General features: G+C 63.7%; 17 protein-coding genes. 6 read left to right on the top strand and 11 right to left on the bottom strand.

Annotated elements, in window-relative coordinates:
- Position 1: 1 nt before the first annotated feature.
- On the bottom strand, positions 2–2,881 hold the full coding sequence (locus PSV33_RS17195) for a 2-oxoglutarate dehydrogenase E1 component (protein WP_300563570.1): 2,880 nt from the start codon (positions 2,879–2,881) through the stop codon (positions 2–4).
- 368 nt (positions 2,882–3,249) lie between these two features.
- On the opposite strand from PSV33_RS17195, the gene PSV33_RS17190 reads away from it, so the two are divergent.
- Positions 3,250–4,578 (top strand): surface lipoprotein assembly modifier, encoded by a 1,329-nt coding sequence (locus tag PSV33_RS17190; RefSeq protein WP_300563568.1) that lies wholly within the window; start codon positions 3,250–3,252, stop codon positions 4,576–4,578.
- A gap of 38 nt (positions 4,579–4,616) precedes the next feature.
- Entirely contained in the window at positions 4,617–6,023 is a 1,407-nt protein-coding gene (locus PSV33_RS17185; protein WP_300563566.1) for a FecR family protein, read from the top strand.
- Positions 6,024–6,170: 147 nt separating this feature from the next.
- Here PSV33_RS17185 and PSV33_RS17180 read toward each other — a convergent pair whose 3' ends face one another.
- The 5 genes from PSV33_RS17180 to PSV33_RS17160 all read right to left on the bottom strand — a co-directional run bounded on the left by PSV33_RS17180 (position 6,171) and on the right by PSV33_RS17160 (position 11,236).
- The gene (locus tag PSV33_RS17180; protein WP_300563564.1) at positions 6,171–8,111 is read right to left on the bottom strand and encodes a propionate--CoA ligase; all 1,941 of its coding nucleotides are present in this window, start codon (positions 8,109–8,111) and stop codon (positions 6,171–6,173) included.
- Positions 8,112–8,114: 3 nt separating this feature from the next.
- Positions 8,115–9,092 (bottom strand): MDR family oxidoreductase, encoded by a 978-nt coding sequence (locus tag PSV33_RS17175; protein WP_300563563.1) that lies wholly within the window; start codon positions 9,090–9,092, stop codon positions 8,115–8,117.
- 256 nt (positions 9,093–9,348) lie between these two features.
- On the bottom strand, positions 9,349–9,843 hold the full coding sequence (locus PSV33_RS17170; protein ID WP_300563562.1) for a heme-binding protein: 495 nt from the start codon (positions 9,841–9,843) through the stop codon (positions 9,349–9,351).
- A gap of 217 nt (positions 9,844–10,060) precedes the next feature.
- Complete coding sequence (locus tag PSV33_RS17165) at positions 10,061–10,684, bottom strand: isochorismatase family protein (RefSeq protein WP_300563560.1); 624 nt, start codon at positions 10,682–10,684, stop codon at positions 10,061–10,063.
- 87 nt (positions 10,685–10,771) lie between these two features.
- Complete coding sequence (locus PSV33_RS17160) at positions 10,772–11,236, bottom strand: DUF2721 domain-containing protein (RefSeq protein ID WP_300563558.1); 465 nt, start codon at positions 11,234–11,236, stop codon at positions 10,772–10,774.
- Positions 11,237–11,544: 308 nt separating this feature from the next.
- On the opposite strand from PSV33_RS17160, the gene PSV33_RS17155 reads away from it, so the two are divergent.
- Positions 11,545–12,249 (top strand): hypothetical protein, encoded by a 705-nt coding sequence (locus PSV33_RS17155; RefSeq protein ID WP_300563556.1) that lies wholly within the window; start codon positions 11,545–11,547, stop codon positions 12,247–12,249.
- 236 nt (positions 12,250–12,485) lie between these two features.
- Positions 12,486–13,373 (top strand): DMT family transporter, encoded by an 888-nt coding sequence (locus PSV33_RS17150; protein ID WP_300563554.1) that lies wholly within the window; start codon positions 12,486–12,488, stop codon positions 13,371–13,373.
- Positions 13,374–13,390: 17 nt separating this feature from the next.
- On the opposite strand, the gene PSV33_RS17145 is transcribed toward PSV33_RS17150, so the two are convergent.
- From PSV33_RS17145 to PSV33_RS17135, 3 genes are all read right to left on the bottom strand, one after another.
- A complete protein-coding gene (locus tag PSV33_RS17145; RefSeq protein WP_300563552.1) occupies positions 13,391–13,849 on the bottom strand; it encodes an Lrp/AsnC family transcriptional regulator in 459 nt (152 codons plus the stop codon).
- Positions 13,850–14,088: 239 nt separating this feature from the next.
- Positions 14,089–15,366, bottom strand: coding sequence for an Hsp70 family protein (locus PSV33_RS17140; RefSeq protein WP_300563550.1), 1,278 nt, complete (start codon positions 15,364–15,366; stop codon positions 14,089–14,091).
- The gene (locus PSV33_RS17135) at positions 15,366–15,800 is read right to left on the bottom strand and encodes a hypothetical protein (protein ID WP_300563704.1); all 435 of its coding nucleotides are present in this window, start codon (positions 15,798–15,800) and stop codon (positions 15,366–15,368) included. The genes PSV33_RS17140 and PSV33_RS17135 overlap by 1 nt, the downstream gene beginning before the upstream one ends.
- Before the next feature lie 290 nt (positions 15,801–16,090).
- Between PSV33_RS17135 and PSV33_RS17130 the strand changes: the two genes are divergently transcribed.
- Together PSV33_RS17130 and PSV33_RS17125 are read left to right on the top strand one after the other, a co-directional pair.
- Positions 16,091–17,062 carry a tripartite tricarboxylate transporter substrate binding protein gene (locus tag PSV33_RS17130; protein WP_300563548.1) on the top strand — a complete coding sequence of 324 codons (972 nt, stop codon included), beginning with the start codon at positions 16,091–16,093 and terminating at the stop codon, positions 17,060–17,062.
- 256 nt (positions 17,063–17,318) lie between these two features.
- Positions 17,319–17,915 carry a thioredoxin fold domain-containing protein gene (locus PSV33_RS17125; protein WP_300563546.1) on the top strand — a complete coding sequence of 199 codons (597 nt, stop codon included), beginning with the start codon at positions 17,319–17,321 and terminating at the stop codon, positions 17,913–17,915.
- Between the two features lie 86 nt (positions 17,916–18,001).
- Here the strand turns inward: PSV33_RS17125 and serA are convergent, their stop codons facing one another.
- On the bottom strand, positions 18,002–19,231 hold the full coding sequence (gene serA / locus PSV33_RS17120; protein WP_300563544.1) for a phosphoglycerate dehydrogenase: 1,230 nt from the start codon (positions 19,229–19,231) through the stop codon (positions 18,002–18,004).
- A 144-nt stretch (positions 19,232–19,375) separates the two neighbouring features.
- On the bottom strand, positions 19,376–20,320 hold the full coding sequence (locus tag PSV33_RS17115; RefSeq protein ID WP_300563542.1) for a DMT family transporter: 945 nt from the start codon (positions 20,318–20,320) through the stop codon (positions 19,376–19,378).
- Positions 20,321–20,395 lie beyond the last annotated feature (75 nt).

The following is a 20,395-nucleotide window of genomic DNA, read 5'->3' as shown; positions in this document are numbered from 1 at the left end:
CTTATTTGGTCAGGACAAAGCCCTTGAGCTTGCCAAAAGCGCCGTCTACCAGCGCTTTTTGCTGCTCCTGGTGCAGGTGCGAATAACCTACAGCCGGGGATGCCGAGGCCGCGCGGCCCGAGTAACCGAGTTTCTGGCCTTCGGACATGTTTTCATGGATGTAGTGCTGCACAAAGAACCACGCACCCTGGTTCTGCGGCTCGTCCTGGCACCAGACGATGTCGGTGACATTCGGGTACTTCTTCAGCTCGGCCGCGAAAGCCTTGTGCGGGAAGGGATAGAGCTGCTCCACACGCACGATGGCAACATCGTCGACGCCCTTCTCCTCACGCTTTTTGGCCAGGTCGTAGTAGACCTTGCCCGAACAGGCGACGACACGTTTGACCTTGTCGGCCTTGAGCCCGCCGCTGTCGGGGATCACCGTCTGGAAACCGCCCTTGGTGAACTCGGACAGTGGAGAGGTGGCATCCTTGTTGCGCAGCAAGGACTTGGGCGTCATGATGATCAACGGCTTGCGCAGGTTGCGCACCATCTGGCGGCGCAACACGTGGAAGATCTGGCTGGCGGTGGTCGGCTGGACCACCTGCATGTTGGTGTCGGCCGACAGCTGCATGAAGCGCTCCAGGCGCGCCGAGCTGTGCTCCGGCCCCTGGCCTTCATAGCCGTGCGGCAGCATCAGCGTGATGCCGTTCACACGGCCCCACTTGACCTCACCCGAGGCGATGAACTGGTCGATCACGACCTGTGCGCCATTGGCGAAGTCGCCGAACTGGGCTTCCCAGATCACCAGCGTGTTGGGGTCGTTCGAGGCATAGCCGTATTCGAAGGCCAGCACCGCCTCTTCCGACAGGATGGAGTCGATCACGACAAACGGGGCCTGGTTATCGGCCACGTTCTGCAGCGGCACATAGGTGCCGGTATCCCACTTCTCGCGGCTCTGGTCGTGAATCACCGAATGGCGGTGGGTGAACGTGCCACGCCCGCAGTCCTCACCGGACAGGCGCACCGGGTAACCGCTGGCCACCAGCGAAGCCAGCGCCATGTGTTCACCCATGCCCCAGTCCACCGGAATGTCGCCGCGGCCCATGGCCGCACGGTCGTCGTACACCTTCTTGACGAGCTGGTGGGCGGTCACCGTCGGCGGAATGGTGCTGATCTTTTCGGACAGACGCTTCCACTCGGCCATCGGAATGGCGGTGTCGCCGGCGTCGGTCCACTTCTTGCCGAGGTAAGGACTCCAGTCCACCGCGTATTTGCTCTTGAAGTTGGTGATCACCGGATCAAAAGTGCTTTTGCCCGCGTCCAGCGCGGCGCGCACGGCCTTGACCATGTCGTCACCCAGCGTCTCGCCCATGCCCTGCGCCGACAGCTTGTCGGCGTACAGCTTGCGGGTACCGGGGTGTTGCGCAATTTTCTTGTACATCAGCGGCTGCGTGAGCGCCGGCGTGTCCTGCTCGTTGTGGCCCAGCTTGCGGAAACAGATGATGTCGACCACGACGTCCTTCTGGAACTCCATGCGGAATTCGAGCGCGAGCTGGGTGGCCAGAACCACCGCCTCCGGGTCGTCTCCGTTGACGTGCAGCACGGGCGCTTCGATCATCTTGACGACGTCCGTGCAGTACAGGGTGGAGCGGCTGTCGCGCGGGTCGCTGGTGGTGAAACCGATCTGGTTGTTGATCACGATGTGCACCGTGCCGCCGGTGGAGTAACCCCGGGTCTCAGCCAGCGCCAGGGTTTCCATGACCACGCCCTGCCCGGCAAACGCCGCATCGCCATGCACCAGCACTGGCAATACCTGCAGGCCCTTGGGGTCGGCGCGGCGGTCCATGCGGGCGCGCACCGAGCCTTCGACCACCGGGTTGACAATTTCGAGGTGCGAAGGATTGAACGCCAGACTCAGGTGCACCGGCCCGCCGGGGGTGGTGACGTCGGAACTGAAACCCTGGTGGTATTTGACGTCGCCGCTGGGCAGGTCTTCAGGAGCGGTGTGCTCGAACTCGGCAAACAGGTCGGCCGGCACCTTGCCCAGCGAGTTGACCAGCACGTTCAGGCGGCCGCGATGGGCCATGCCGATCACGATTTCCTGCACGCCGATGCTGCCGCCGCGCTGGATCAGCTCATCCATGCTGGCGATGAAGCTTTCGCCGCCTTCGAGCGAGAAGCGTTTCTGCCCGACATATTTGGTGTGAAGGAAACGCTCCAGGCCTTCCGCCGCCGACAGGCGGTCCAGGATGTGGCGCTTTTTCTCCGGTGTGAAGTTGGGCTTGCTGCGGATCGCTTCGAGCTTTTGCTGCCACCAGCGCTTCTGGTTCTGGTCCGTCATGTACATGTACTCGGCACCGATGGTGCCGCAGTAGGTCTCGCGCAGCGCGTTGAGCAGCTCGCGCAGGCTCATGGTTTCCTTGCCGAAGAAGGTGTTGCTGGTGTTGAACACCGCTTCCTGGTCGGCATCGGTGAACCCGTAGAAAGACGGGTCAAGCTCGGGAATGTTGTCGCGCTCGGTGCGCTTGAGGGGGTCCAGGTCGGCCCAACGGGCACCCACGTTGCGGTAGGCAGCAATCAGCTGCTGGACGGCGGTACGTTTGCGCCCCCACTCGGAGTCGGCGGTGGAAGCACCCACCACCCGGGTCACGCCCTGCTTGGCGCGTTCGGCGAAAGCGTTGACGACCGGCAGGTGCGGAACGTCTTTGGCGTTGCTGCCGTCAACGGCGGGCACATGCTGCAGGGCGTCGAAATACTCGCGCCAGTTGTCGGGCACGCTACCGGGGTTGGCCAGGTAGTTTTCGTACATCTCTTCGACATAAGGCGCATTGCCGCCGAAGAGATAGGTATTGCCTTGATAGGCCGAATAGACGGAAGATGCCGCCGGGCTTGAACTCATTACGCTGACCTCCGTTTCCCTTGAGGAAACATTAGCTGGCCACAACGGGTGTGGCTGGTTGATTAACCTTCCGCAACACGGCTGGACCGATTAGCGGATGCGACTGTGGCAAGGAAGGGCCTTCAGAAACAGGCTCCATTGTGCCACCGAATGACAAAAATGGCGAAAACCGGACCGATCCGCGGGCGCCCGGCTTGTGTCATGCATCTGTCATTTGACGGATGGAACGAAGCCGACGCGCACCAGGCCAGGTCGGAATACCGAAAAAACGGCCAGCGTGGATAAAGTCACTGTAATAAATGCTGCTTTTGTTTTACTCCGTGATATAAAACCACTGGCATCCAGTGGTTTTTTTTGGGCAGATTGTTATGTCCTTCAAACGATTTTTTTTCCAGATGTCTGCCGCCTGGCTTGCTGCAGTGTTCTCCTGCGCCGCATATGCAGAGGCAGATGCACTGGTTCGTGAATCACTGGCGCTGGTGGAGCAGGGCAAGGCGCAGCAGGCGTTTGACCAGCTCGCCACGGCAGAAGCCTCACGTGCGGGTGACCCTGACTTTGATACCGTCCTTGGCATTGCCGCCAACGACACCGGCCAGTTCACCCGCGCCGTGTTTGCGCTCGAACGCGTCCTGACGGTCCAGCCGGGCAACTCGCGGGCCCGCGCCGAACTGGGACGAGCCCTGTTTTCCCTCGGCGATAACCAGGCGGCGCGCCAGGTGCTGCAGGAAACAAAACGCGACGACATTCCCCCGGAAGCCGCCCGGAAGATTGACGAGTTCCTGCAGGCCATTGACCGCAACGAGGAAGCCGCACGTTCGTCGATCAGGGGCTATGTTGAGGGCAGCATCGGCAGCGACAGTAACATCAACAGCGGCCCGGGCAACGCGAACGTCGCGGTCCCCTCGCTTGGCGGACTGGTTCTGACCTTGAGTCCCACCAGCGTCAAGCTCAAGGACTCCTTTTACAGCCTGGGCGCCGGCGTCTCGGGGCGTTTTGTGATCGATCCGCGCCTGTCCCTGATTGCCAGCGCTTCGGGCAACTACCGTTTCAACAACGATTACAACGACTTCGACACCAACCAGTTCGATATAAGCGCCGGCGCCAGCTACAAGGTCGGAAAAAACGAATACACGGCCGCAGCGCAGGTCGGAACCTTCTCGGCCGACAACCGCGACGTGAGGGATCAACGCGGCATGGTCGGTGAATGGACCCACCGCCCTGATGCGGCCAGTCAGTGGACCACCTACCTGCAGTTGTCCACCTTGCGTTATCCCGGTCAGAACCTGCGCGATGCCAATCGTTATGTGATGGGCGCGTCCTACGCCAGGGCATTCCGCAACGGCCTGCTGGCCTTCGGCGGCGTGTATGCGGGAACCGAGAACGAGCGCGCCGCCAATGTTCCGCATCTCGGCCACCGTCTGGCCGGGCTGCGCGCCGGCCTGCAGCAAACCGTCAATGCCGACGTGGACGTGTTTGGCAATGCAGGTTACGAGGAGCGGCGCTACGGTGGTACAGACCCCCTGTTTCTGGTCACCCGCCGCGACAAGCAAACAAGTCTCAACCTCGGGCTGACCTGGGTCCCCTTTGTGAACTGGCGTGTCACGCCGCAGTTGTCGCTGCTCCGGACGGACTCCAACATCGCCATTTCTGATTTCAGTAAACGTGTTTTCTCCGTGACAGTGCGCCGGGACTTTTAATCGCTCAGATCTTCGCAAAGACCTTCGAGGTTCGTACCATGGAACAAGCCTTCAGACTCAACAACACCGTCCTGCTGATGGCGCTGGCGGCGGGCTACCCGCTGCAGGCGCACGCACTTGCCGGCGTCGCGCAGTTCACTGCGGGCGAAGTAAATCTCCGCCAGACGGACGGCCGCGTGACTGCCCTCACCAAGGGCGGCGATATCAACAGCGGCAATGCCATTGTGACTGGCACGAACGGACGAGCCCAGGTCCGGTTCACTGACGGTGGACTGGTTTCCCTGCAGCCGAACACGGAGTTCAAGATCGCCAGCTATGTCGATCAGAACAACCCCAAGGAAGACCGCTTTCTCGTTGACCTTCTGCGCGGCAGCATGCGCGCCATCACCGGCCTGATCGGCAAACGCAATCGCGACAACTACCGCCTCACCACCACCACGGCCACCATCGGCATTCGAGGATCGGGCTTCAAGGTCGGCTACAACCCGGACGGTAGCCTGGGTATCACCAGCGAACTGGACAAAATCGAGGTCTGCAACCAAAGCGGCTGTATCGGCCTCGTGGCGGGGGAATCCGTGAGGGTTCTCGACAACGTGACGCCACCGGTACGCACCAGCGAACAGCCCAAGATCGAAACGCCTGACAGAAAGAACGACCCCGTGGTCGCGGGGGACAAGGTGGACGAAGCGGGCAAGGCAAAAGTTGTGACGGAAAAAGCGGCCACAACCACAACCACAACCACAACCACAACCACAACCACAAGCACAAGCACGACCACAAGCACCAGTACCACCACAACGCCCCCCGTCGAGCGCACCTTCACGGATATCAAGGTCGCAGCGGTCGGCGTCAACAGTGGCTCGGCGTACACCCTCTCCACAGGCACCGGAGCCACCACCGTTTTCAGCGACAACAAGCTGCTCAAGGTGCAGGACACCGCGGCCAACACGCCGAAGTGGTCAGAAGCCGGCACAGTGCAGCCGGTGACCAGTTTCAAGTCTGTCGGCAATGTGAGCGACGCCAACTTCATCGGCTGGGGGATGTGGACCACCGGCCAGAAAGAAGATCCCAGCGCCCTCTCGCTGGACAACGTGCATTACGTCGCCGGGCGGCCCACGTCACAGACAGAGCTTTCCTCGCTGTTCTACAGCGGCGTTGCCAACTACACGCTGACGGGGAACACGGCTCCCACCCAAAACGGTGTTGCCGGCACGCTCAACAGCGCGACCTTCTCGGTCAATTTCCAGACGGGCTACACCATCTCAGTGGCCATCAACACCTCGTTCGGCAACTTCACGGATTCGGCATCCGGCAGCACGCCGACTTTCAGCGGGACCTATATTCAGGGCATGTTCGTCGGGACCAATGCAGCGTATGCGGGCCTGACCTATGCCAAGAACCCTGGTGCCGGCTTGGTCACCGGCGCTGTGGTGTTCAAGAAATAGCCTGGCTCCGGATGCAGACGAGCACGACGAAGTGCCTCCACCGTTCGGGCCTACCGAGGCAACCGAAACGCTACATTTTTTATAGCTTATGGCGCAAGCGCCATCAGGGCCAGAACCACTTTTTGCATCGAAGATCTGACCCGATTTTCAAGCCGCACCCATCAGGTCCCTGATCTGCTGCAGCGCCGCCGGGTCGTCCATGGTCGTCAGATCACCGGCGTCGCGCCCTTCACACACGGCCTGGATGGCGCGCCGCAGCAGTTTGCCGCTGCGGGTTTTCGGCAGCACCGACACAAAACGCACACGTGAAGGTCGCGCCAGCGCGCCCAGATCCTGGTCCACGCGCTTCATGATCTCGCCCTCGAGCTTGAGCGCGGCGGCGGCATCAAGCAGCACGCTGCTGTCCTTGGGCACAACAAACGCCATGGCCACCTGCCCCTTGAGGCTGTCCGCCACACCGACCACCGCCACCTCGGCCGCACCGGCATGGCCGGAAATGCTTTCCTCAATCTCGCGCGTGCCGAGCCGGTGGCCGGCGACGTTGATCACGTCGTCGGTGCGGCCCAGGATGAAGTAGTAACCGTCCTCGTCCCGAATACCCCAGTCAAAGGTGCTGTAGACCATTTTGCCGGGCACACTTTTCCAGTAGGTGTTCACGAAACGGGCATCGTCTTTCCAGATCGTCTGCATGAAACCCGGCGGCGTCGGGCCCTCGAGCACAACCACCCCCTTTTCGTTGGGCTTCGTCAGCTCTTCGCCGGTCGACTCATGCAGCAGCTTGACGTTGTAGCCGTACATCGGGATGCCGGGGCTGCCGAACCGGGTGGCCTTTTTTTCGACCGCGTTGGCAATCGTCAGAATCGGCCAGCCACTCTCGGTCTGCCAGTAGTTGTCGATGATGGGCACCTGCAGCCCTTCGCTGATCCAGCGAGCGGTCGGCTCGTCCAGCGGTTCCCCCGCCAGAAACAGGGCGCGCAGGCTGGACAGGTCGTATTTCCTGAGCAGCGCCGGATCCTGCTTCTTCAGCACGCGCACCGCCGTCGGCGCACTGAACATGGCCGTGACCTTGTACTTTTCGACCAGCCGCCACCAGATGCCGCCGTCGGGCTGCTTGTCCAGGCCCTGCGTCGGCAGGCCCTCATACATCAGCGTGGCCATGCCGGCAATCAGCGGGCCGTAGATGATGTAGCTGTGGCCCACCACCCAGCCGATGTCGCTGGTCGAGAAATAGGTTTCACCCGGCCTGCCGTCGAAGATGTGTTTCATGCTGGCGGCCAGGGCCACCGCGTAACCGCCGGTGTCGCGCTGCACGCCCTTGGGTTTGCCGGTGGTGCCGCTGGTGTAGATGGTGTAGCTGATGTCGGTGGACTTCATCCACTCGCAGGGCACCTGGTCATCCAGGTGCCTGGCGCGCAAGTCGGACCACAACTGGTCGCGCCCGGCCACCCATTGCATGGGCGAGAGGCCCCGGTCCACCAGCAGCACAGCCTCGGGTTTGTGGCTGGACAGGCGGATCGCCTCGTCGAGCAGCGGCTTGTAGGGCACGATCTTGCCGCCCCGCGAGCCTGCGTCGGCGCTGACGATCACCCTGGGCGTTGCATCCTCAATGCGCGAGGCGAGCGAACCGCTGGCAAAACCGCCGAACACCACGCAATGGATGGCGCCTATGCGCGCACAGGCCAGCATCGCAAACGCGGCCTCCGCAATCATGGGCATGTAGATCAGCACGCGGTCGCCCTTTTGCACGCCCAGTGCCTTCAGGCTGGCCGCCATGCGCTGAACTTCGACATGGAGTTCGGCAAAGCTGTAGGTTTTCTCGATGCCGGTTTCGGTCGACACATAAATCAGTGCCGCCTGACTGGCCCGGTCCTTCAGGTGCCGGTCCACCGCGTTATGGCACAAGTTGGTGGTACCGCCTTCAAACCAGTGCACAAACGGCGGCTTGTCGTAGTTGCAGACACGCGTGAAAGGTTGCTGCCAGTCAATCAGTCTGGCCTGCTCGGTCCAGAAGGCCTCGGGCTGGTCTATCGACTGGCGGTAAAAATCGGCGTAACTTGTCATGCCCTGTCTCCAGTTTTTTTGTTCCACGATTCAGATTTTGACCACGATGCGGCCGCGAACCTTGCCCGCCATCAAGTCGGCGGCTTTTTCTGCAACGCGGCCCAGCGGCACTTCCTCCACGATGGCCTCCAGTTTGGTGGGGCCCAGGTCCGTTGCCAGCCGTTCCCAGGCCTGCTGGCGGCGCGCCAGGGGCGCCATCACGCTGTCAATGCCAGCCAGCGTCACCCCCCGCAGGATGAAAGGCATCACCGTGACCGGAAAGTCCGCCCCCTGGGCCAGCCCGCAGGCTGCCACCACCCCGCCGTAACGCGTTTGCGCGCAGGCGTTGGCCAGGGTGTGTGATCCGACCGCGTCCACCACGGCGGCCCAGCGTTCCTTCTGCAGCGGCTTGCCCGGCGCGGCCAGCTCGGCGCGGTCCATCACGGCGCCCGCGCCCAGTTGCCTCAGATAGGCTTCCTCACTGGCCTTGCCCGTCGCTGCCACGACCTTGTAGCCCAACTTGCCAAGCAAGGCGACCGCCACGCTGCCGACGCCACCGGTGGCGCCAGTCACCAGCACTTCGCCGTCACCAGGTTGCAGGCCATGCCGCTCCAGGGCCAGCACACACAACATGGCGGTGTACCCGGCCGTGCCAATGGCCATGGCCTGCCGCGTGCTGAAAGCGGCCGGCAGCCTGACCAGCCAGTCGCCCTGCAAGCGCGCGCGCTCGGCCATCAGGCCCCAGCGCGTCTCGCCCAGGCCCCAGCCGTTATGGATGAACTTGTCGCCGGCTTTCCATGCCCCATGGGTGGATTCCAGCACCGTGCCGGCCCCGTCGATGCCCGCCACCATGGGCCAGCTGCGCACTACCGGCCCGGTGTTGCTGATGGCCAGCCCATCCTTGTAGTTCAGGGTCGAATACTCGACCTGCACCAGCACATCACCGGGAGGCAGCCCGGCTTCGTCCAGGGAAACAAGCGCGGCAGAAAAGCCGGCGTCGGACTTGTTGAGTTGCAGGGCTTTGAACACGGTGTCTCCGGTTGTCTTTAAACTGAATTCATAATTATTTATAACAGACTTGCGTGGGGCTGACAGAGTCTTGAAGATGTCCCGGACTCCTCCGGCCTTCTTTCCTCCCTCGATCTGGCCAACTTCCCGCCCAGCGCTGAATCGTCTCAGCGCGGGCAAAGCCGGAACAGCCTGTAGTGGCCTTGCTGCAGGAAAAGGTGGGGAAGCCCTGACGTGAAGTCCGCAACCCGGAGGCGGACGCTGCCCCTTGATGAACCTAGAACTCCAACGCGCTTGAGATCGCCTTGATACCGGCCCGAGCGCAGACCTCGTCCACTTCGCCGCCAGGGGCGCCGGAAACACCGATGGCACCATAAATCGAGCCGCCACCTTCGATCAGAAGACCACCCCCCACCGCGAGCATGCGCGACACGCCGCGAATGCCGCTCATGGGCTTGCCGGCCTCGGTCTGCGCCGCCAGCACCAGGGTGGAGGTGCGAAAACTGACGGCCGTCCACGCCTTGTTGGTGGCCACGTCCACGGTGTGTGGGCCCGCAAACCGGTCACGCAGAAAGACCTGGGTCAGGCCGGCACGGTCGACGATGGCAACGCCCACCTGATAGCCCTGCTGGCGGCAAGCCTCCATGGCCGCCCTGGCCGCTGTCAACGCCGTTTCCGGGGTGAGCGATTTGGTTTCGAACGTCGCCTGTTGCGCGAAGGCAGTTCCGGCCAGCCCGAAGAGAACAGGGGCGAGAAAAGTTGAAGTACGCATCGGTGTCTCCTGCAGAACGCTGGGTATGACGGATAAACGGGGCGTCCACATGCCAGGCAGGCCTTGACGCCTCTTGCGGAGTCAAAGGCGGCAAAGGGCACCCCGGGAGGAGTCGAACTTCCCTCTTCCGCCTGAGAGGCAAGTCCTTCGCTATGTTAGCGGGTGACGCCGATTTGGCAATCGGTCCCCTCCCCTGCCGGATGAGTTCCGGCGCGCCCTACTTCACCAGAGCCAGCACGTCCCTGAATGCCGGATGCTCCGCAGTGCGCAGCCACTCGAAAGCCACCATCTCGGTCGTCACCAGCTCCGCGCCAGCGCCGGCCAGGCGGTCGAAGGCGGCGTCGCGGTTGCGTTCGGTGCGCGAGCTGCAGGCGTCCGTGACCACCCAGACCTCGAACTCTTCTTCGAGCAGGCCCAACGCGGTCTGCAGCAGGCACACATGCGCCTCGCAGCCGGCCAACACGATGACGCCCCGCCCTTCTTCTTCCGCCGGCGCGGCTTTCTGCAGGTGTTTGGGCAGGCTGCGGGCATTGCCGCCAGCCGGGGCCTTGCGCGCCGGCGGCCGCAGCCATTCGGCCAGGCCATCGTCCACCGCATTGAAATGCATCTTGTCCAGGGTCCTGCCGCCGGCCGCCGTGATGGCAGCAGCAACCCCGGGCACGTTGGGACCCAGCTTGTCGGGCGTCTGCGCCGTGCCCCACAGCGGCACGGCCATCAGCCGGGCCAGGCCGGCCAGGCGCTGCGCATTTGCGACGACGAGATCGCCTTCAAAAATGGCGGGCATCAGGCGCACCTGGTAGTCCACCAGCACGAGTTGGGAGTCATCGGCATCAAGCAGCATTCTTATTCCTGAAAGTTGTATTTAAAAAGGGCAGCCCGGCAAACACGGCAAGGGCGGCAAGCCCTCTTCTCCGCAAACCGGGGAATGTCAGGGCGACGGCTGTTTCGGCAGTTGCGCAAACTTGAGCAGTCGCGTGGCCAGCAAGGTTTCGGCCAGGAAACACAGCAAGGCCAGCAGAAAGCAAAACACGCCGGAGAGAAAACAGACCGTCGCGATTTTGAGGATGGGCAGGTTGCTGGTCTCGCCAAGAAAAAGTAAAACAATGGTCAAACCGATCAGGATGGCGCAAAAGGTCAGCAGGGCCAGGCAGCCGTTGACCAGCCAGCCCCGGTGCCGGAGTTCGCCCAGTTCCGCGTACATCCGGTTCGCTTTGGGCTCTTCCACGCCCCCGCTCTCGAGCCGGTTCTCAAGAAACCGGGCGCGATCAATGATGCGGGCAAGGCGGCCCGCCACGGCGGCAATCATCCCGGACACGGCCGTCAGCAAAAACACGGGGGCCACGGCCAGCTGTATGCCGTGAGTGACCGTTGCAAGGTCCGACGCAAAATTCATCCAGGGCTCCGTGTGCATCAGTGGGACGACCGTATTCTGTCACGCAAAACGCCGCCTGGAGCCCGCGGGGTGGCCCCCTTCCTACGCAACAATCGTCACTGTCCGACAGGGTGCAACGGCAGCATGCATCACACTGTGCAGCTGTACCGTTGCCAATGCGCCAATGCAATGGCTGCCTCGCCCGCCCAAGGAGACCTGCATGGTGACCCCCGATCCGGACATCGCGTCCCCGCTGCCATGTTCGTGGACCACCGCCGGCACCGGTGCTAGGATCATCACGTACCCATTTCGCCCCTGATTGAAGACGCATGAAACTCCCCGACACCCCTCCCGAGAGCGCTTCCAGCCCAGACCCCGCCATTTTGCGTGAAGAGGCCGCCCGCTACGCCCTGCTGCGGCGCATCGCGCCGGCCATCCGACACCACCTGGCGGGCACCCTGCAGCCGATAGGCATGATTGCCGCCATCCTCGACCGGCGGCTGCAGTCAGAGACCCCCGACCTGGCCGTGCTGCGTGACAACAGCAAATCGATCAGCACGCTGTCCCGCTCGGCATCCACCGCCAGCATGAATCTGATCACCTGGGTCGTCCCCAAGGAAAACGGCAGCATCGCGCTGGAGGCCGGCATCGAGGAAGCGCTGGGCATGCTGGCGACCGATCTGGCCTTTCGCGGCTTCGCAGTCAGCAACAAGGTCAACGCGCCCGATGTGATGACCTCTGTTTTTGCGCTGCGCACCGTGTTCACCGCCAGCCTGATCGCGCTGACTGACGCCGCTCAGGCTCCCGCCAGCGTGGTCCTCAGCAGCGAGGCGGCCGGTGGCCAGACGCGGGTCTGCATCACCCTTACCCGCACCGAGGGTGAAGCGGTGCCGGACGAGGGGCGCGGCTACCGCACCCTGAGCTGGGACGATGTGCAGGCGCTGGCAGACGCTGAGCATGTCCGCATCCGCTACAGCGCGGCGCACGCCGACATGCTGTTCAGCGAGGTCGAACAGGCGCTGGTGACCGGCTGAAGAGCGCCTCGACTGCTCTTTTTTTGATAGCTGCCTGCGCACACTGCAAAAGGGCTGGCGGCCATTTTTGCCTCTGAGTTTTGAATCGGTGGCTCACCGGCACGCCCGGATGCCCGCACCGACCCCCTGCCCGCCACCCGCAATGGTTATGCTTGGAGCAGCAAACCGTCGCAGCCGGCCATCGCTCCATCCCTGCGCCGGCATCCCCGTCACCACCGACCTGTCCCCCCTGCTTCATGAAAACAAGCGGCATTCTTCTTCACATCGCCGGCCTGTGGCTGCTCTCGGCCCTGGACGCCTCCGGAAAATGGCTGGTCATGGCCGGCGTGTCAGTCCTGATGGTGGCCTGGATGCGTTACGCCGTGCATACCGCACTGATGACGGCCGTGGTGCTGCCCTCGCGCGGCCGGGCCATCTTTCGGACCAAGTCGTTGCCGCGCCAGCTGGTCCGTGGCCTGCTGATGATCACCACCACCGTGCTGTTTTTTTCAGTGCTGGGCCGCCTGCCGCTGGCCGAGGCCACCGCCATCAACTTCATGGCACCCCTGTTCCTGATGATGATGGCGCCGTGGCTGCTGCATGAGCCGCACCGGCTGCACCGCTGGCTCGGCGTGCTGGCCGGTTTTGCCGGCATGCTGATCGTGGTGCGGCCCGGCGCACAGCTGGACCCGGTCGGTGTGGCGCTGGGCCTGGCCACGGCCCTGGCCTTTGCGTTTTTCCAGATCGCCACCCGCCGCGTGGCCCACGACGATCCGCTGACCACCAACTACTACGGCGGCCTGTTCGGCACCATCGCCCTGACACTGGCCCTGCCCTGGTTCTGGCGCACACCCGACCTGTCGCCGTGGCAGTGGCTGCTGCTGGTGTCCACCGGTGTCACCGGCTTTCTCGGGCACTGGCTGCAGATTGCCGCCTTCCGCCAGAGCCCCGCCACCCTGCTGGCGCCCTTCAGCTACCTGCAGATCGTGGCGGCCGCCACCTTGGGCTGGCTGGTGTTTGGTCAGGCGCCGGGCCGGACCACGGCGCTGGGCATCGCGCTGATCTGCCTGGCCGGTCTGGGTGTGGCGCTGACCGAGGCACGCATGGCCTGGGTCCGGTCCCGCGCGTTGCGCGAAGGTCTCTGAGGACTTGTTCCGGGGCCTCAGGCCTGGAACAGCGGCAGGTCGGCTTTCTTCAGCGTGCGCAGCACAAAGCTGGACTTGCTGTGGCGTATGCCCTTGATCTTGTAGAGACGCTCGCGCAGCAACCGCTCATAGTCGCGCGTGCCGCTGACGGCGATACGCAGCAAGTAGTCGTAGTCGCCTGAGACCAGGTAGGCCTCGATCACCTCGGGAATTTTCGCCAGCGTTTCGCCAAATTTTTCCAGCGTGTTGTCCGAATGGCTGTCCAGCGTGACCTGCACCAGCACGGTGTCGCTGAGGTCCAGCGCCGCGGGGTTGATGCGCACGGTGTAGCCCTCGATGACGCCGGACTCCTCCATCTTCCGGATACGGGTCCAGCATGGCGTGTGGCTCAGGCCGACCGCCTGGCCAATCTCCTGCAGGCTGGCGCGCGCATTGCCCTGTAGCACCTGCAATATTTTCCGGTCTGTTTTATCCATACAGCAATATTTCCTTCATTTATCATGTTGTTAAGGAATTATTACTTAATCCGCAGTGAATCAGAAGAAATACAGAAGCACTTTCTCCAGCTCAGAGCGGATACTTCTTTCTGGCAAACGGATTTACCGATCCGTGTTGCAAGGCAAACGCACCAGCGGGTTACCGCCCGCTGGTGCGTTTGGGCATGTCCGGCATGAACGTCATGAACGGCGGGTCAGGCCCGCCACGACAACCCGTCTCAGCCGAACTTGCGCAGCGCATCGAGCGCCAGCCCGGTGCCAATGCTGCCGAACAAGTCCCCCTCGACGCGGCGCGCCTGCGGCAGCAGGGCCGCGATACGCGCCCGCAGCAGGGGCACGCTGCTCGACCCGCCGGTAAAAAACACGGTGTCCACCGCGTCAGCCTGCACGCCCGCATCACGCAACAGGCCCGTCACGCTGCGCGCCACCGTGTCCACCAGGTCGGCGATGGCGCCATCAAAGTCAGTGCGATGCAGCACCAGGGTGTCGCCGGGAGCGATGCGGCCCAACTCCATGGACGTGCGGGGCGCATCCGACAGCGCGATCTTGGCTTGCTCCACCTGCATGGCCAGCCAGTGGCCGGCGCGTTCGCTCACCAGGCGCTGCAGGCGCGCGAGTTTGCCCTTCTCCTGCGCCTCGCGGTGCAACTCGATGATCTGCGACCACGCCTGCCGGGTGTAGGCGAAGTTGATGGTGTGCCAGGTCGCCAGGTTGAAGTAAATCGACGAGGGCATCTGGAGCCCGTTTTTGAGCCGGCTGCCCAGGCCCAGCATCGGCATCACGCTGGCCAGGCTCAGGACCTTGTCGAAGTCGGTGCCGCCTATGTGCACGCCGCTGCTGGCCAGGATGTCGTCGCGACGGTCGGCCCGGCCCGCGCGCTCGGGCGCCAGGCGCACCAGCGCAAAGTCCGAGGTTCCGCCGCCGATGTCGACCACCAGCACCAGCTCTTCGCGGGTGATCTGCGACTCGTAGTCAAAGGCCGCGGCAATCGGTTCGTACTGGAAGGCGATGTCCTTCAGGCCGGTGGCGCGCGCGATCTCGGCCAGGGTGTTTTCCGCCTGCCGGTCGGCTGCGACATCGCCGTCGACAAAAAACACCGGCCGCCCGAGCACGGCGCGGGTGAAGTCACGGCCTGCTGCGCGCTCGGCGCGGCGCTTGAGCTCGCCGATGAACTGCGCCAGCAGCGCACGAAACGGCAACGCGCGGCCGGCCACCTCGGTCTGCTCGTTGATCAACGAGGTGCCGAGCAGGCTTTTGAGCGAACGCATCAGCCGCCCCTCATCACCCGCCAGGTAATCGGCCAGCGCGGCGCGGCCGTAACTGATGTGCCCGCCTTCGGCGTGAAAAAACACGACCGATGGCAAGGTGGGCTTGCCATCCTCCAGCGGCAGCAGGATCACCTGCCCCGGGCCGGCGCCGCCGCAGCCCGCGGTGGAGTTGGAAGTCCCGAAGTCGATGCCGCAGGCATCGGGCAAGGCGGGAAAAGCGCCCGCCATCAGGGCTTGGGAAAGCCGCCGTCGGCCCAGGCCGTGGCGCTGGCGCGGCTCAGTTTGAAGGCTGGCGACACACGCACCTGCGCGAGTTTTTCGCCGGCCTCGTCACGCGCAGCCAGCACGGCGTAGGGGTTGTCTTCATCGGGCACGATGTCCAGCGACACGGTGATACGCGCACCGCGCGAGTCCACTTCCAGGCTCTGGTGCAGCGTGGCATGCAGCTGCTGCTCATGGCGGCGCACAAACTCCGACGCGGTCTTGACCAGGGTGCTGAAGGCGGGACCGTCGAGCGGCTTGGGATTCTTCTTGTCGCGCCCCATGGTCCACGGGCCCACCAGCGCGGGCTCGGGCTCACCGTCCTTGATCATGGCGACGGCCCAGCCGTCGTCGTCTTCGTTCTTGAGCACACGGGCCGTCCAGCCGTCGCCGCACCACAGGCGCGGCTGCTGGACAGGGGTGTCGGGATCGGGAAGATGGTCGGAGGAAGAAGGGTCGGACGGGAAGCTGGCGGTATCGGTCACGGGGGGTCGTTTCAGTCAAAAAAAAAGCGCTGCGGTGCGCTGTCTGCAGGCGTCCATTTTACCGCCTGCCTCCCGCGGCCCGACCCCGCGCCGGCCGGCTGTTCTGCCTTGCAGAATACGCTCCCCGCGTAAACCTTGATGACACGCCGACAGCGGGCCGCTACGCTTGAATCTTCAGATTTCCTGCAACCTCCGGAGACTTATCAATGACCAACCGCCGCGCGTTTATTGCCAGCACCACAGCGGCCGTAGCCGGTGTGGCCCTGCCCACCCTGGCCCGTGCGCAGGCCTATCCCTCGCGCCCCATCAAATACATCTGCCCCTGGCCAGCAGGCGGCTCCACCGACGCCGTCATCCGCTCACTGGCCGAAAGCGCCGGCAAGACCCTGGGCCAGACCATCATTGTCGAAAACAAGCCCGGCGCCGGCGGCATGCTGGGCGCCATCGAGATGCTGGGCGCCAAGCCCGACGGCTACACACTGACGCAGCTGCCGCACGGCGTGTTCCGCATTCCGCACATGCAGAAAGTCGCTTACGACCCGCTCAAGGATTTCACCTGGATCGCCTGCCTGACCGGCTACACCTTTGGCCTGGTCGTGCCCGCCGATTCACCGATCAAGAGCATCAAGGACCTGGTGGCCTACGCCAAGGCCAACCCCGAAAAATTCACCTATGGTTCCACCGGCACCGGCACCAGCCCGCACCTGGCGGTCGAGGAGTTTGCGCAGCGCGCCGGCATCAAGCTCACCCATGTGCCGTTCAAGGGCAACGCCGACAACATGCAGGCCATTCTGGGCGGCCACGTGATGGGTGCGAGCGACGCCACCGGCTGGGGCCCGCACGTGGAGTCGGGCAAACTTCGCCTGCTGGCCACCTACGGCAGCAAACGTACCAAGCGCTGGCCCAACGTGCCCACGCTGACCGAGCTGGGCTACGACACCGTGTCGGACTCGCCTTTCGGTGTGTGCGGCCCCAAGGGCATGGACCCGGCCATCGTGGCGACGCTGCACGAAGCCTTCCGGAAAACGTTGAACGATCCGGCCGTGCTGGCCACCTTCGACAAATACGACCAGTCGGTGATCTACATGAACACCGCGCAATACACCAAGTTCGCCCGGGAAACCTTTTCCGCCGAAAAAGCGACGATTGAACGCCTGGGCATGAGCAACAAGGGCTGAGAGGCTGCCCACGGCCGGGCCGCCAGCACTGACGGCGCTGACGACGCTGACGACGCTTAATTGGCAGGCAAACTGCCGCAAGCCACGACGGGCAAGCCTTTCGTGGCTTTTTTGCGTGTTTGTCCACAGCTTCATGCACAGAATGCGTGGGCAACCCGGCATGGCGGGGAGACCACCGCACAAGCGCCTGCCCGCTGCCGGCCCCTGGACAACCAGCCTGCGTTATGCTGACTGTCTCCCATCTTTTTCTGCCACCATGACTTTCCAAACCTCCCGGATTCTTCCAGCCATGCTGCTGGCGGCCACGCTGCTGTTGACCGCCTGCCAGGACACGCCCGCGCCCGACGTGACGGCCAAAGCCGGTACCACCCCGGTTTCAACCGCAGTCATTGCCGCCGAGGCCAAGGGCTTCACTGCCGGTCAGGCCATGAGCGCACGCACGGTGTATGTGTTTTTTGATGCCCAGTGCCCGCACTGCACCGCGCTATGGTTGGCGGCCAAACCCCTGAAGTCGCAAGCCAGATTTGTCTGGATTCCCGTGGACATTCTCAACGCCTCGAGCACCGCGCAAGGGGCCACCCTGCTGGCCGCCAAAGACCCGGTGGCGGCGATGGATGAGCACGAAGCGTCCATGCAGGCCAGGGGCGGCGGCATCAGTGCCGGCAGCGACATCGCCGCGCAAAAGGACATGGTGGCAAAAAACACCGCGCTGCTGACCCGCCTTGGCTTTGCTTCGATCCCGACCATCATCGGCACCCATGCCCAGAGCGGCGCACTGGTGACACAGGAAGGCTCCATGCCGACCGCAGCGCTCGCCGCCCTGCTCGGCCTCCAGGTACCGGCAGCGCAGTAGGCAAACTTTTCTAGCAAAAAGTGGCTTCAGCCCAATAGGGACGGGCGAGAGCAGCTCTCTTTTTAATAGCTGCCTGCCGGCGAAACCTAGAACAGCACCCGGCTGCGAATGGTGCCCGCCACCCCGGCCAGTTTGGCCAGCGCCATGTCTGAAGATGCGGCGTCGATGTCAATCACCACATAACCGATGGCTTCATTGGTCTGCAGAAACTGCGACGCGATGTTGATGTTGTTGTCCGAAAACACGCGATTGATCTCCGCCAGCACACCAGGCACGTTGCGGTGGATGTGCAGCAGCCGGTGTTTGCCCGGGTGCGCCGGCAGCGCCACCTCGGGGAAATTGACGGACGAGGTCGAGGTGCCGTTGTCGCTGTACTTGACCAGCTTTTCCGCCACTTCGACGCCAATGTTTTCCTGCGCCTCCATGGTGGAGCCGCCGACATGCGGCGTCAGGATCACATTGTCCAGGCCGCGCAGCGGGGACTCGAACACGTCCTTGTTGCTCTTCGGCTCGACCGGGAACACGTCAATCGCTGCGCCCAGCAGTTTCTTCTGGCGCAGGGCCTCGGCCAATGGCTCGATCTTGACCACGGTGCCGCGCGAGGCATTGATCAGCACGCTGCCGGGCTTCATCGCGGCAATCTCTGCCGCGCCCATCATCCACTGCGTGGCCTGGGTTTCGGGCACATGCAGGCTGACCACGTCCGACTGGGCCAGCAGGTCCGTGAGCTTGCCGGCCTGCCGCGCATTGCCCAGCGGCAGCTTGGTGACCACGTCGAAAAACACCACATGCATGCCCAGCGCCTCGGCCAGCACCGACAGTTGCGTGCCGATGGAGCCGTAACCGACGATGCCCAGCGTCTTGCCGCGGATCTCGTAGGCGTTCTCGGCCGACTTGAGCCAGCCGCCGCGGTGGGCGACGGCGCTTTTCTCGGGCACGCCGCGCAGCAGCAAAATCGCCTCGGCCAGCACCAGCTCGGCCACCGAGCGGGTGTTGGAAAACGGCGCGTTGAACACCGCGATGCCGCGCTCGCGCGCCGCATTCAGGTCCACCTGGTTGGTGCCTATGCAAAAGCAGCCGACCGCCGCCAGCTTGGTCGCATGGGCAAACACGTCGGCCGTCAGCTGGGTACGCGAACGGATGCCGACAAAATGGGCATCGGCGATCCTGCGCTTGAGCTCGTCGCCCTCCAGGGCCCCTGTCAGGCTTTCGATCTGCGTGTAACCCGCCGCCTGCAGCACTGCCACGGCCGAGGGATGGATGCCCTCCAGCAGGAGAAACTTGATCTTTTTCTTGTCGGTCGAGGTTTTGCTCATGGCGCTCAGGCAGGTGGTGGAGGACCGAAGTATGAACCAAGGCCTGCAGCCGGGTCGCCCGGGCCGCCTTTGCCCGCACGGCAAAAAGGTTGTCGCAACTGCGCGGTCGCGCTTTGCCGCCCAGCCTCTCCAGTCCACCGGTTCTCAGTCCACCGGTGCAGGCGCCTCGCGTGCCAGGGCCTGGCGCCGGCTGGTGAACTGCGCCAGCGCCACCCCCACCAGCGTCAGCGCGGCACCGGCCAGCTTGATGGCGGTGTACTGCTCGCCGGCAAACAGCCAGGCCACCAGGCCCGCGACCGGCGGCATCAGATACATCAGCGGCGCCGTGCGGGCCACGCCGCGCACCGCGTTGACCCAGCCCCAGACCAGCCAGCCGAGAAAGGCCGACACCGTGACCGACCAGACCAGGCTGGCCCACACCGCCAGCGAGGCGCTGCCCCAGGGCGCCGCCAGACCGTCGGGCAGGGAAAACAGCAACACCGGCACGCTGCCGAGCAGAGTTGCATAGGCCATGGTCACGACGCCGCCGTGGCGCTCGATCAGCGGTTTGGCGGCCACCGTGTACCAGGAGAAAAAACTCGCCGCGACGAGCAGGAACAGGTCGCCGCCGGTGGCGCGCCAGTTGCCGCCCAGCAGCTTGTCGGACAGGAAAATCAGCACGCCGGCAAAAGCCACGGCCACGCCGACGATCTGCGCCTTGTGCAGTTTCTCCACCCCCATGACGCGCAGGATCAGCAGGGTGAAGATGGGCCCGCAGGCGAGGATCAGGGAGCTCGAAAACGCGGTGGACCAGTGGATGCCATAGGTCACCATGCCCACATGCAGGAAATGCCCGGCAAAACCCAGGCGCGCGAGTTGCCAGAACTCCCGGCGCGTGATGCGCGGAAAACGCGTTCCATAACGCCAGACCAGCAAGGCCAGCGCACACAGCGGCATGATCAGGTAACGGGCAAACAGAAAGCCGCCGGGCCCGACCACGTTGAAGACAAACTTCTGCAGGGAAAAGTTGATGCCCCAGATCACCACCAGCACCAGCGCAGCGGCCAGGGCGATGGACGCCCGGCGGAGTTTTTTCTGTTCGGGGGTCATCGCGCCGTGTTTCGTGAAATTTTGATGTCAAACAGGCCTGCAGCCCAATGGATACGTGCGGGAGCAGCTATCAAT

This window comes from Polaromonas sp., from assembly GCF_029945895.1.
GTDB lineage: Bacteria > Pseudomonadota > Gammaproteobacteria > Burkholderiales > Burkholderiaceae_C > Polaromonas.
This window is presented reverse-complemented; position numbering and strand designations above follow the sequence as displayed.